12 protein-coding genes are annotated in these 11,907 nt (G+C 70.5%); 6 read left to right on the plus strand and 6 right to left on the minus strand.

From position 1 onward, the window contains the following. Positions 1 to 130 precede the first annotated feature (130 nt). Complete coding sequence (gene lysS, locus ABZ822_RS32025) at positions 131 to 1,894, minus strand: lysine--tRNA ligase (RefSeq protein ID WP_360861891.1); 1,764 nt, start codon at positions 1,892 to 1,894, stop codon at positions 131 to 133. A 130-nt stretch (positions 1,895 to 2,024) separates the two neighbouring features. Between lysS and argS the strand changes: the two genes are divergently transcribed. After that, on the plus strand, positions 2,025 to 3,794 hold the full coding sequence (gene argS / locus ABZ822_RS32030) for an arginine--tRNA ligase (protein WP_360861893.1): 1,770 nt from the start codon (positions 2,025 to 2,027) through the stop codon (positions 3,792 to 3,794). 199 nt (positions 3,795 to 3,993) lie between these two features. Here argS and ABZ822_RS32035 read toward each other — a convergent pair whose 3' ends face one another. Next, positions 3,994 to 4,395: an ATP-binding protein gene (locus tag ABZ822_RS32035; protein WP_360861944.1), complete on the minus strand. Its 402-nt coding sequence runs from the start codon at positions 4,393 to 4,395 to the stop codon at positions 3,994 to 3,996. Between the two features lie 112 nt (positions 4,396 to 4,507). On the opposite strand from ABZ822_RS32035, the gene ABZ822_RS32040 reads away from it, so the two are divergent. The 3 genes from ABZ822_RS32040 to ABZ822_RS32050 all read left to right on the plus strand — a co-directional run bounded on the left by ABZ822_RS32040 (position 4,508) and on the right by ABZ822_RS32050 (position 6,852). Continuing rightward, positions 4,508 to 5,326: a helix-turn-helix transcriptional regulator gene (locus ABZ822_RS32040; RefSeq protein WP_360861895.1), complete on the plus strand. Its 819-nt coding sequence runs from the start codon at positions 4,508 to 4,510 to the stop codon at positions 5,324 to 5,326. Further along, on the plus strand, positions 5,323 to 5,571 hold the full coding sequence (locus ABZ822_RS32045; RefSeq protein ID WP_360861897.1) for a DUF397 domain-containing protein: 249 nt from the start codon (positions 5,323 to 5,325) through the stop codon (positions 5,569 to 5,571). Before ABZ822_RS32040 ends, ABZ822_RS32045 begins: the two co-directional genes overlap by 4 nt. 699 nt (positions 5,572 to 6,270) lie before the next feature. Continuing rightward, positions 6,271 to 6,852 (plus strand): hypothetical protein, encoded by a 582-nt coding sequence (locus ABZ822_RS32050; RefSeq protein WP_360861899.1) that lies wholly within the window; start codon positions 6,271 to 6,273, stop codon positions 6,850 to 6,852. Between the two features lie 38 nt (positions 6,853 to 6,890). Here ABZ822_RS32050 and ABZ822_RS32055 read toward each other — a convergent pair whose 3' ends face one another. Together ABZ822_RS32055 and ABZ822_RS32060 are read right to left on the minus strand one after the other, a co-directional pair. Next, positions 6,891 to 8,567 carry a DEAD/DEAH box helicase gene (locus tag ABZ822_RS32055; RefSeq protein WP_360861901.1) on the minus strand — a complete coding sequence of 559 codons (1,677 nt, stop codon included), beginning with the start codon at positions 8,565 to 8,567 and terminating at the stop codon, positions 6,891 to 6,893. Between the two features lie 210 nt (positions 8,568 to 8,777). Beyond that, entirely contained in the window at positions 8,778 to 8,981 is a 204-nt protein-coding gene (locus ABZ822_RS32060; RefSeq protein ID WP_360861903.1) for a cold-shock protein, read from the minus strand. Positions 8,982 to 9,275: 294 nt separating this feature from the next. Here ABZ822_RS32060 and ABZ822_RS32065 point away from each other — a divergent pair, with 294 nt between their 5' ends. Further along, the gene (locus ABZ822_RS32065; protein ID WP_360861905.1) at positions 9,276 to 9,641 is read left to right on the plus strand and encodes an SCO5918 family protein; all 366 of its coding nucleotides are present in this window, start codon (positions 9,276 to 9,278) and stop codon (positions 9,639 to 9,641) included. Positions 9,642 to 9,749: 108 nt separating this feature from the next. Beyond that, a complete protein-coding gene (locus tag ABZ822_RS32070; RefSeq protein ID WP_360861907.1) occupies positions 9,750 to 10,322 on the plus strand; it encodes a helix-turn-helix transcriptional regulator in 573 nt (190 codons plus the stop codon). A 50-nt stretch (positions 10,323 to 10,372) separates the two neighbouring features. Here the strand turns inward: ABZ822_RS32070 and ABZ822_RS32075 are convergent, their stop codons facing one another. Both ABZ822_RS32075 and ABZ822_RS32080 read right to left on the minus strand, forming a co-directional pair. Continuing rightward, positions 10,373 to 10,978 carry an ATP-dependent Clp protease proteolytic subunit gene (locus ABZ822_RS32075; RefSeq protein ID WP_360861908.1) on the minus strand — a complete coding sequence of 202 codons (606 nt, stop codon included), beginning with the start codon at positions 10,976 to 10,978 and terminating at the stop codon, positions 10,373 to 10,375. 1 nt (position 10,979) lies between these two features. Next, positions 10,980 to 11,645, minus strand: a complete 666-nt coding sequence (locus ABZ822_RS32080; protein WP_360861910.1) for an ATP-dependent Clp protease proteolytic subunit — start codon at positions 11,643 to 11,645, stop codon at positions 10,980 to 10,982. Positions 11,646 to 11,907: the final 262 nt, after the last annotated feature.

Genomic DNA, 11,907 nt, shown 5'->3' on the forward strand with positions numbered 1-11,907 from the left:
CTGCGTTTTATATCTGCGCTCTTTTTGGGGGTCGTTCTGGCCCCCATAAACTCGGTTAGGGGGGTGGGGGGGCTGTCGGCGTGGTGGGCGTGCGTTCCGCGGAACGCACGCCCACAACGCGACGCAGGCCTTACGCCCCGAGCAGCTTGCGGACCCGGTCCGCCCCGACCGCCAGCAGCAGCGTGGGCAGCCGCGGCCCGGTGTCCCGTCCCACCAGGAGCTGGTAGAGCAGCGCGAAGAAGGACCGCTGGGCGACCTTCAGTTCCGGCGTGGGCTTGGCGTCCGGCTCCAGACCCGCCTGGACCTTCGGCACGCCGTAGACGAGCGTGGTCAGCCCGTCCAGCGACCAGTGCTCGTCCAGCCCGTCGAGCAGCAGCCGCAGCGACTCCCGCTCGGTGTCGCCGAGTTGCGCCAGCGCCTCGGTGTCCGGCTCCTCCCGGACGCGCGTGCGCTGCTCGACCGGGACCTGCGTGGTGATCCAGCGCTCCGCCTTGTCGAGCCGCGGCCGCGTCTCGTCCAGGGACGTGACCGGGTTCTCCGGGTCGAGGTCGCGCAGGATCCGCAGCGTCTGCTCGTCGTGCCCTGTGGTGATGTCCACGACCGAGGCGAGCGTCCGGTACGGCAGCGGCCGCGGCGTGCGCGGCAGTTCACCGGCGGCGGTGCGCACGGCACGGCTGTACGCGGCCGCGTCCGCGGGCTGCACCGACCCGTCCGCGACCTTGCGCTCCAGGGCGTCCCACTCGTCGTAGAGCCGCTGGATCTCCTGGTCGAAGGCGATCTTGAAGGACTGGTTCGGCTTGCGCCGCGCGTACAGCCAGCGCAGCAGCGGCGCTTCCATGATCTCCAGCGCCTCGGCCGCGGTCGGGACCCCGCCCTTGGAGCTCGACATCTTGGCCATGCCGCTGATGCCGACGAAGGCGTACATCGGCCCGATGGGCTGCTCGCCGCCGAAGATCTCCTTGACGATCTGCCCGCCGACGACGAACGACGACCCGGGCGAGGAGTGGTCCACACCGGACGGCTCGAAGACGACGCCCTCGTAGGCCCAGCGCATGGGCCAGTCGACCTTCCAGACCAGCTTGCCGCGGTTGTGCTCGGAGAGCCGGACGGTCTCGCCGTGCCCGCAGGCGCAGGTGTACGACAACTCCGTCGTCTCGTCGTCGTAGGCCGTGACGGTCGTCAGGTCGCGGTCGCACACGGTGCAGTACGGCTTGTACGGGAAGTAGCCCGCGGCCGCCGTGCCGTCGTCCTCGCCGGCCGCGCCCGAGCCCTCGGCCGCGGCCTCGGCGGCGGCGACGTCGGCCTCGTCGAGCTTGCCCTTCTGCTGCTGCTTGGGCTGCGCCTTCTTCTTGTCGCCGGCCTGGTCTCCGGCCTTGTCCTTGGTGCGGTAACGGTCGAGGATCGCGTCGATCCGCTGCCGCTCGCGCATCGCGAAGAGGATCTGCTCGCGGTAGACCCCGGAGGTGTACTGCTCGGTCTGGCTGACGCCGCGGAACTCGATGCCGAGTTGCCCCAGCGCCTCGGTCATCGGCGCCTTGAAGTGCTCGGCCCAGTTGGCGTGCGAGCTGCCGGGCGGGGCCGGGACGGAGGTCAGCGGCTTGCCGATGTGCTCGTCCCAGGACGGGTCGATGCCGGCGGGGACCTTGCGGAACCGGTCGTAGTCGTCCCACGACAGAAGGTGTACGCAGTCGTAGCCGCGGCGGCGGATCTCGTCCGCCACCAGGTGCGGCGTCATGACCTCACGCAGATTGCCGAGGTGGATCGGCCCGGACGGGCTGAGGCCCGAGGCGCAGACGATGGGTTTGCCGGGCGCGCGGCGCTCCGCCTCGGCAATGACCTCGTCCGCGAACCGGGAGACCCAGTCGGTCTCAGTGCTCTGAGCCACGTTCGGCACTTCCTTCTTGATTCTCTTGATCTCTTCTTCGACGGCCTGGCGTCCCCATTGTCCCAGACCGAAATCCGGTGGCGGCGCCATGGGATACTGGTCGGAATCCCCTTCCACCTCAACGGAACGGTACGCATCCATGGCCTCGGTCCCTTCCCTCGCCGCCACGGTCCACCAGCGCGTCACGGACGCCCTCTCGGCTGCTCTGCCGGAGGCCGGTTCCGCGGACCCGCTGCTGCGACGCAGCGACCGGGCCGACTTCCAGGCCAACGGCGTGCTGGGTCTCGCCAAGAAGCTGAAGGGCAATCCGAGGGAGCTGGCCGGGAAGGTGGTCGACGGTCTGCCGTCCGACGACGTCCTGGCGGAGGTCGAGGTCTCGGGCCCGGGCTTCCTCAACATCACGGTCACCGACGCCGCGATCGTCTCGACACTGGCCGCGCGGGCCGCGGACGACCGGTTGGGCGTCCCGTACGCGGAGCACCCCGGCACGACGGTGATCGACTACTCCCAGCCCAACGTGGCCAAGGAGATGCACGTGGGGCACCTCCGGTCCACGGTGATCGGCGACGCGCTCGTCCAGATCCTGGAGCACCGGGGCGAGACCGTGATCCGGCGGCACCACATCGGCGACTGGGGCACCCAGTTCGGCATGCTCATCCAGTATCTGGTCGAGCACCCGCACGAGCTGGACCACGCGTCGGACGCCGCGCAGGGCGACGGTGAGGGCGAGGCCGCCATGGCCCGGCTCAACCGGCTCTACAAGGCGTCGCGGGCCCTCTTCGAGTCCGACGAGGAGTTCAAGACGCGGTCCCGGCGCAAGGTCGTCGACCTCCAGGCCGGCGACGAGGACACCCTCGCCCTCTGGCACAAGATCGTCGACGAGTCGAAGATCTACTTCCAGGGTGTCTACGAGAAGCTGGACGTCGAGATCCGCGACCCCGACATCGTCGGCGAGAGCGCCTACAACGACCTGCTCGTCGAGACCTGCAAGCTCCTGGAGGAGTCGGGCGTCGCCGTCCGTTCCCAGGGCGCGCTCTGCGTGTTCTTCGACGACATCAAGGGCCAGGACGTGCAGCCCGTCCCGCTCATCGTGCAGAAGGCGGACGGCGGCTTCGGCTACGCGGCGAGCGACCTCGCCGCGATCCGCGACCGCACGAGCGTGCTGAAGGCCGACACGCTCCTCTACGTCGTGGACGCGCGGCAGGCGCTGCACTTCCGGATGGTCTTCGAGACCGCCCGCAGGGCCGGCTGGCTCACCGACGAGGTCACCGCCTCGCACCTCCCGTTCGGCACGGTGCTCGGCAAGGACGGCAAGCCGTTCAAGACCCGTGCGGGCGAGACGGTCCGGCTGGTCGACCTGCTCGACGAGGCCACCGAGCGGGCGGCCGCGGTCGTCCGGGAGAAGGCCCAGGACCTCACCGACGAGGAGGTCGCGGAGCGGGCGTCGCAGGTGGGCATCGGCGCCGTGAAGTACGCGGACCTGTCCAACTCACTCACCCGGGACTACGTCTTCGACCTGGACCGGATGGTCTCGCTCAACGGCGACACCAGCGTCTACCTCCAGTACGCCTACGCCCGGATCCGGTCGATCCTCCGCAAGGCGGGGGACGCCCGGCCGGTCGCGCACCCGGAGCTGCCGCTGGCACCCGCCGAGCGGGCGCTGGGCCTGCACCTCGACGACTTCGCCGACATGCTGGCGGGCGTCGCCGAGACGTACGAGCCGCACAAGCTGGCCGCGTATCTCTACCAGCTCGCCTCGCTGTTCACGACCTTCTACGACCAGTGCCCGGTCCTGAAGGCGGAGACGGCCGAGACGGTGGAGAACCGGCTCTTCCTGTGCGACCTCACGGCCCGGACGCTCCACCAGGGCATGGCCCTGCTGGGCATCCGCACGCCTGAGCGGCTCTGACCCGCACCCGTACGGACGCCGAAGGGGCCGGTGACGCGGCGGACACCGCGTCACCGGCCCCTTTCGCCATGGGTCCGACGGGCAGCGTCACAACGGCTCTTCACGTGGGCTGCCTTCAGAATTCCGTGGAGACGAGCGCCAGGTCGAAGGAGCGTGGGACCTGTATCGGGGTGCACCGCGAGATGCCGCGCGCGCGGATTCACCCGAACTCGCACCAGACCACCTTGCCCGGGTCGCGGTCGCCGACGCCCCACTTGTCCGCCAGCGCCTCGACGAGCATCAGCCCGCGCCCGCCCTCGTCCGCCGCGGCCGCATCCGGAATCCGCGGATACCCGTCGCCGCTGTCGTGCAGCTCGATCCGGAGCGGCCCCGCGACTCCGTCCCGTGACAGGAACAGCTTGAAGCCCCGGCCCGGCGGGACCCCGTGCAGCAGCGCATTCGTGGCCAACTCGCTCACGCAGAGCAACACATCGTCCGCGCGATCCGCGATCCCCCAGTCCACCAGCGCCTGCCGGACGAACTCCCTGGCAGCGGGCACGGAGCGGCGGTCGCGGCGGTAGAACCTCTCGCGGACATACGGAGCATGAGTTGTGCCGTTCATGACGCCATGGTCGCTCTCCGTCACTGCGCTGAACAGTGCGTCGACCCGTACGGTTTCGATGTACGGGCTGACGGTGCGTAACGCGGGGTACGGGGCGGGGAGTTGGTCGGGCATGCACCCACGGAAGAGGAAGAACGCGTCGTCGGTACGGCTCGTCGGCGCGCTGACGGCACAGTTCCGCCGGTCCGCGCGCCTCACGCAACGGGAACTGGGTCAACGGCTGGGCCTGCACGAGGAGACCATCGCCTCCATCGAGCAGGGCAGGCGCCCGCTGAAGCCGGACCTGGCGGAGGACCTCGACCGCATCCTGGAGACCAAGGGCGCGCTCGCGGTGGCGGTGGCGAACATGCCGGAAGTGGACAAGTTCCCGGTGTGGGCCGCGGAGTTCATCGACTACGAGCGGGAGGCGATCGATCTCTCCACCTACGAGAACCAGGTCGTTCCTGGTCTGCTCCAGACCGAGGCGTACGCTCGCGCCGTCTTCCGCAGCGTCGTGCCGCTCTTGGGAGAGGAAGAAGTGGAGCGCCGTGTCTCGGCGCGCCTTGAGCGCCAGGGCATCTTGCGCCGAAACGTTCCCCATACCCTCAGCTTCATCATCTCCGAGGCTGTGCTGATGGACCGCCTGGGCGGGACCGAAGTTCGCGTGGAACAGCTCCAACACCTGCGTCACTGCGCTGATCTCCCGGGCGTCTCCTTGCAAGTCATGCCATTCGGGAGGCAGACCCACGCAGGGCTGGAAGGGCCCTTTGTCCTCCTCGAAACGGCAGACCACACGCTTCTGGCCTACATCGAGGCGCATCGCGGGAGTCATCTCATTTCGGACCCTGATGAGGTGAGCATCCTGACTCGGAAGTATGCGATGCTGCGATCTCAGGCCCTCAACCCCGATGAGGCCAGGGCCCAGTTGGACCGGCTGCTAGGAGAGCGATGAACGACCGCGCACTGGAGTGGTTCAAGTCCAGCTACAGCACCGGCGAGGGCGGCAACTGCATCGAGATCGCCTACGCCTGGCGCAAGTCCAGCTACAGCAGCGAGCAGGGCGGCGACTGCGTCGAGGTCTCCGCTCACCCCTCCACCGTTCACGTCCGTGACTCCAAGGACCCCGACGGGCCGGTGCTCGACTTCGCGCCGGACGCCTGGGCCTCGTTCGCCGCCTGGGTCGCCGACAACGCCTGAGCCCACGCGCTGCTGCGCGAGCGTGGTCTGGATCCGGACTTACACCGCCTGGAAGGCGACTGTTTCGTTTCGCGCCTCCGGCGCAAGGCCGAGCATCGGTCAGGCGGGGACGTGGCCGGGGCCGCACCCGCAGCGCAGGCCGGTGGTGGGCCAGGTACTGGGTAGGTCCGGACCGGCCTCAGCCCGCCCTCCGGCACCCGTTGCGAAAATGCTTGCCTCCAGTCAAGCATTCTGAAAACGGCACCCCTGGCCGAGCCGATGCAGAACACGAGCGGGTTGCACCGCAAGCCCGGACGGCCGCCCCCTCGGGCATCGACCTCAGCCGACCACCGCCCCGCCCCGATGCTCAAATACCACCCACCGGCCCTACGCGGCCCAACAGCCCCACGCCCACACCCAGCGCCACGCCCACGCCCACACCCAGGGCCCTGCGCAGGCCCACACCCACACCCACGCCCACGCCCTGGCCCCATCGGCACCCCGCTCGACGCGGCCGGGCGGAGGCGCGGTTCGACACGTGCCGACGGGACGACCGCCGGGCGGGAACCTGGGCGCCCCCACAACCTCGGACCAAGATCAGGACAACTGGCCGCTTTGCACCGGGTCTTGTTGACCCGGACCGATCCGTCCGGATAGGCAACCCTTCGGGCATATCACCTGTCCAACCCGACGTAACCGTTCGATACCTGGGGGGTAGAAATGCGACGGTTCGGTACCGCGCTGGCCGCGCTCGTTCTGGCGAGTGCGGGGCTGGCGGCAACAGCGACCTCGGCCACGGCCGCCTCAGCGGCACCCGCGTCCGCGACGGCCTGCGCGACAGGCTGGGGCAGCACCACCAAGACGGCCACACCCACCGGCTACACGCCGTTGAAGGACATCAGGACCGGCAGCCACGCCTGCTACGACCGGATGGTCTTCGACGTCCCCGGCACGGGCAGCGACCGCATCGGCTACACCGTGAGTTACGTCAACAAGCTCTACCAGGACGGCTCGGGCCAGTTCATCCCGGTCGGCGGCGGGGCCGTCCTCGAGATACGGGTCGCGGCGCCGAGCTACGACCCGGAGACCGGCGCCGCGACGTACCCGGGGCGGGCGGGGAAGCCCCTGCCCGGCGTGAACCTCACCGGGTACAAGACCTTCAAGGACGCGCGGTTCGCCACGAGCTTCGAGGGCGACACCCAGATCGGTCTGGGCGTCCGCGCCCGGCTGCCGTTCCGCGTGATGCAGACGGGCGACCGGCTCGTGATCGACGTGGCCCACTCCTGGTCAGCGGCTCGCTGATCAGGAGCGGACGCTGTCGGCGAAGCGGCGTCGGGCGGTCACGCCGCCCGGCGCCGCGGTGCCTTCCGCGGCGCGGAACCGCCCTGGCGGCCCGACGCGCCGGAGCCACGCCCCGAACCGGTGGAGTTGGGGCCCGACGCAGCCGAACCACGGCCCGAACCGGCGGAGTTACGGCCTGACGCCCCGGTGCCACGCCCTGACGCGGTCGACGAGCGGCCCGACGCCGCCGAGCCACGCCCCGACGCAGCCGAACCACGGCCCGAGGCCGCCGACGAACGGCCCGACCCCGCAGAGCCACGACCCGACGCGCCGGAGCCACGACCCGAACCCGCGGCCGAACGGCCGGACGGGCGTCGCCTTCGGGCGCCGCCGTTCGCCGTCCCGCGGGACTGCTCGGCGGCCGGTTCCGCGATGGTGACCGCGACGCCTGACGGGGCCGCGGCGCCCGTGATGCGGGCCAGTTCGGCGTCCGCGGGGCGCACCTTCGCGACCTCGGGCGTGATCCCGGCATCCGACATGATCCGGCTCATCTCCCGGCGCTGATGCGGCAGCACGATGGTGACCACCCGGCCGGACTCACCGGCGCGCGCCGTGCGGCCGCCGCGGTGGAGATAGTCCTTGTGGTCGGCCGGAGGATCGACGTTCACGACGAGGTCGAGATCGTCGACGTGGATGCCGCGCGCGGCGACATTGGTGGCGATCAGCGCGGTGACGTCGCCCCGCTTGAACTGGTCCAGGGTGCGCGTACGACGGGACTGGGACTTGCCGCCGTGCAGGGCCGCGGCCCGTACACCACTGCTCAGGAGCCGCCGGGCGAGACGGTCCGCCGCGTGCTTGGTGTCCAGGAACATGATCACCCGGCCGTCGCGGGCGGCGATCCGGATGACGGCGTCCTGCTTGTCCGTGTCCGCGACGTGCAGCAAGTGGTGCTCCATGGAGCTGACGGCACCGGCGGACGGGTCCACGGAATGGACGACGGGATCGCTCAGGTAGCGCTGGACCAGCGTGTCGATGTTCTTGTCGAGGGTCGCGGAGAAGAGCATCCGCTGGCCGTCGCCGGGCACCTGCCGCAGCAGCGCGGTGACCTGGGGCATGAACCCCATGTCGGCCATCTGGTCGGCCTCGTCGAGCACGGTGATGGCGACCTCGTCCAGCGCGCAGTCGCCGCGCTCGATGAGGTCCTTGAGGCGCCCGGGGGTGGCCACGACGACCTCGGCGCCCGAGCGGAGATCCGCGGCCTGGCGGCCGATCGACAGGCCGCCGACCACGGTGGCCAGCCGGAGCTGCAGGGTACGGGCGTAGGGGGTGAGGGCCTGGGTCACCTGCTGCGCCAGTTCCCGGGTGGGGACCAGGACGAGGGCGAGCGGCCGGCGGGGCTGCGCACGGTTCCCCGCGGTGCGGGCGAGCAGCGCGAGACCGAAGGCGAGCGTCTTGCCGGAGCCGGTGCGTCCACGGCCCAGGACGTCACGGCCGGCGAGGGCGTTCGGCAGCGTCGCGGCCTGGATGGGGAACGGCACGCTCACACCCTGGCGGGTGAGCTCGCCCATGAGGGGACGCGGCATGTCCAGCTCGGCGAAGGATCCGACGGCGGGGAGTGCCGGTGCTATGGGGGTGGGAAGAGCGAATTCGCTCGGCCGGGAAGCGGCTCCGCGGCCACGCGCGGAAGCGGACGGCTGCGAACGGGTCTTTCGGGCGGGTCGGGCACGACGATTCACGGGGGAAGGAACCTTCCTCGGGGCGACGGCGCGAACCGGGGAGGTGTCCGTGGCGGCGGGGCCGACCGGAGAGTCGCGGGAACGAGCCGGAAGAGACGGGACTCGGGCACGTTCGGCTGAGAACGTGCCGATGTGGATCACGCGGACCGCACAGGCGAGGGCCCGCACCCAACAGGTGCGGGCCCCTGCGCCATGAGGCTCGTCCGTGGATCAGGCCGGGACGATGTTCTCCGCCTGCGGGCCCTTCTGGCCCTGCGTGACGTCGAAGTTGACCCGCTGGCCCTCCTGGAGCTCACGGAAGCCCTGGGTGGCGATGTTCGAGTAGTGGGCGAAGACGTCGGCGCCGCCGCCGTCCTGCTCGATGAAGCCGAAGCCCTTTTCCGAGTTGAACCACTTGACGGTTCCGCTGGCCATAGCAATCTCCTTCTGGGGGAGGCAGTACGGAATCCGCACCGTGCGGATTCCACGTCGCCGCAATGACCCCATCCGATGAGATCGGCAAAAACAAAATGCACCTGAGGCATTTCCGTCAGGTGCACACAACGTTCATGGGTACCAAAACTGCAACACAAAAGAACGTAGCACACTTCTTTCCGTGGTGGCGATTTGCTTATGGCCGTATGTCCTTCCTGCGGGGGCGGGACTGTGGGACGCTGGGCGAACCGAGTACGCACGGCGTACTACTCCCCCTCCCCCTTCTGAGGCCTCATGCGCGTCATCATCGCCGGCTACCCCTTCGACCTGACCGCGAGCGAGGTGGAGCTGACGATGCGCGGGGTGAGGCCGGAACCGGTCACCGGTCCCAGCGTCCGCATCGGGCGTTCCACGTACCCCGTGAAGCAGGTCGGAGCGCTGGTCACACGCCAGGACCGCCGTGACTTCACCGCAGGAGAGGTGACCCGGGCGATGAAGCGTCTGGGATTCACCTGCCAGGCGGCGCCCGAGCCGCCCCCCGCACCGCCCGCCGCCGTCGCGGACGACTACGCGTACCCGGACGTGCTGCCGGTCGTGCCCCCGCCCGCTGCCCGCCGGCCGTCGTCGCCGCCCCCCTCGCCGTCGCCCTTCGCCGACTGACGGACCCGTCACCGGTCGGGTCCCCACCGCCGGGCTCCTCGTGGGACTTCGCCGACGGCAGAACGCCGGATCTCGCCCCACCGGACACGGCGCTCCTACCCTGAGTGGGTGAGCAGCCACGCGCCGAACCAAGCCCGCGTCATTCCTCTGCGCCCGGTCACGGCACCCGCCACGGCCGAGGCGCCACCCACACCCGCCCCTCACGCCACGGGAGCACCGGACGCCCCGGCCGGTCGCGGGACGTCCGGATCTGCGCCCGTCCCCACCGCACCACCGGCTGCCCCGGCCTCGCCGACCTCACCGGCCACTCCGGTCGCACCGCCCGCTCCGGTGAAGGAGCCGCTGTGGCGGGATGTCGTCGGGGATGTCCTGCGCCGCGAACGGCTCGCCCAGAAGCGGACGTTGAAGGACGTGGCCGACGCGGCCCGGATCTCGATGCCGTACCTCTCCGAGATCGAACGCGGTCTGAAGGAGGCGTCGTCCGAGGTGCTGGCCGCCGCCGCGGCCGCGCTCGGTCTCGGGATCGCCGACCTCCTGGCCCTGGGCCATCACGAGATCATCCGCCTGACCGGCGCGCGCGGAACCCCTGTACCCGCGCGCACCCGCCAGACCTCGCCGACCTCACGGCCGGCCTCACTGCGGGCGCCCGCGCGCCAGGGCGACGTACGGCTCGCCGCCTGACGCACGGGCCGTTCCCGGCCGGCGCGGATCCCATGACCGTCCGCGGACGGTCATGCCACTGCGGCGAGGCGGCGCGACAGGACCTCGTCCGCGAGCCCGTACGCCACGGCCTCGTGCGCCGTGAACACCTTGTCGCGGTCCATGTCGGCGCGGAGCGTGGCCACATCGTGGTGCGTGTGGCGGGCCAGGACCTCCTCGACCTGGGAGCGGATCCGCACCATCTCCTTGGCCTGGAGGCTGAGGTCGGAGACCGTTCCCTGGCTGCCGCCGGCCGCGGGCTGCCCGAGCAGCACCCGCGCGTGCTCCAGGATCATGCGCCGCCCCGGGTCGCCCCCGGCGAGGAGCACGGCCGCGGTCGAAGCCGCCTGCCCGACGCAGAACGTCGAGATGGGCGAGCCGACGAAGGTCATCGTGTCGTAGATGGCCATGAGCGAAGTGAACGAGCCGCCGGGCGAGTTGATGTAGACCGAGATCTCGCGTTCGGGGTTCGAGGACTCCAGGTGGAGGAGCTGCGCGATGACGACATTGGCGACGCCGTCGTCGATCTCGGTGCCGAGGAAGATGATGCGCTCGGACAGCAGGCTGCTGTAGATGTCGTAGGCACGCTCGCCCAGCGCGGTGCGCTCGACGACCGTCGGAATCGTGTACTGGCCCATGTCAGATCCCCATCCGTCGCTGCGGGGCGGCCGGGCGGACGTCGGCGAACGACTCCACGACGCGGTCGACCATCCCGTACTCCTTGGCCTGCTGGGCGGTGAACCACCGGTCGCGGTCGCTGTCGCGTGCGACGGTCTCCGCCGACTGGCCCGTGTGTTCGGCCGTGATGCGCTCGATGGACTTCTTGATGAACTCCAGGTTCTCGGCCTGGATGGCGATGTCGGCGGTGGTGCCGCCGATCCCGGCGGACGGCTGGTGCATCATGATCCGCGCGTTCGGCAGGGCGTGGCGCTTGCCCTTCGTCCCGACGGTGAGCAGGAACTGGCCCATGCTGGCGGCGAATCCCATGGCGATGGTCGAGACGTCGTTGGGGATGAGCCGCATCGTGTCGTAGATCGCGAGCCCGGCGGTCACCGAACCACCGGGGCTGTTGACGACGAGGGTGATGTCGGTCCGCGCGTCCTCGGCGGAGAGCAGGAGGAGCTGGGCGCAGACGCGGTTCGCGGAGACCTCGTCGACCTCGGTGCCGAGGAAGACGATCCGCTGGTTGAGGAGCTGGGCGGCGAGGTCGTCGTCGAAGCGCGTGGGGGGCGTGTCGCCGCCCGCGGCGCGCGGGGCGAGGGCCGGGTCACGGCCGCTGGCGGGGCCGGTGATCAGTGGAGCCATCGGTCCTCCTCGAAGGCGTTGGGGTGCGGCTGCTGCCGCTGATGGGTCCACTGTCGGCGCGTCCGGGCGGATGCGACAGGGATCTTGGCCCGCAGCAGATTCGCCGTGGGCAGAGCGGCCTGGGCCTGCACCGTCTTCGCAGCTCAGAGCCGCTTTGACAGGTCCGGTGAGGGCCATGGGGGCGGCGCGTCGCGGGGCCCGGAAAATCCCCGCGCGGGCCGCGTCCGTCCCTGCTACGGTCGCTCGTATGCAGCGTGCCGCA

This window comes from Streptomyces sp. NPDC047108 (genome assembly GCF_040643575.1).
Lineage (GTDB): Bacteria > Actinomycetota > Actinomycetes > Streptomycetales > Streptomycetaceae > Streptomyces.

Coding starts and splice junctions, on each gene's coding strand:
- argS (WP_360861893.1), top strand. CDS start 2,025: ATGGCCTCGGTCCCTTCCCTCGCCGCCACGGTCCACCAGCGCGTCACG.
- ABZ822_RS32035 (WP_360861944.1), bottom strand. CDS start 4,395: ATGAACGGCACAACTCATGCTCCGTATGTCCGCGAGAGGTTCTACCGC.
- ABZ822_RS32040 (WP_360861895.1), top strand. CDS start 4,508: ATGCACCCACGGAAGAGGAAGAACGCGTCGTCGGTACGGCTCGTCGGC.
- ABZ822_RS32045 (WP_360861897.1), top strand. CDS start 5,323: ATGAACGACCGCGCACTGGAGTGGTTCAAGTCCAGCTACAGCACCGGC.
- ABZ822_RS32050 (WP_360861899.1), top strand. CDS start 6,271: ATGCGACGGTTCGGTACCGCGCTGGCCGCGCTCGTTCTGGCGAGTGCG.
- ABZ822_RS32060 (WP_360861903.1), bottom strand. CDS start 8,981: ATGGCCAGCGGAACCGTCAAGTGGTTCAACTCGGAAAAGGGCTTCGGC.
- ABZ822_RS32065 (WP_360861905.1), top strand. CDS start 9,276: ATGCGCGTCATCATCGCCGGCTACCCCTTCGACCTGACCGCGAGCGAG.
- ABZ822_RS32075 (WP_360861908.1), bottom strand. CDS start 10,978: ATGGGCCAGTACACGATTCCGACGGTCGTCGAGCGCACCGCGCTGGGC.
- ABZ822_RS32080 (WP_360861910.1), bottom strand. CDS start 11,645: ATGGCTCCACTGATCACCGGCCCCGCCAGCGGCCGTGACCCGGCCCTC.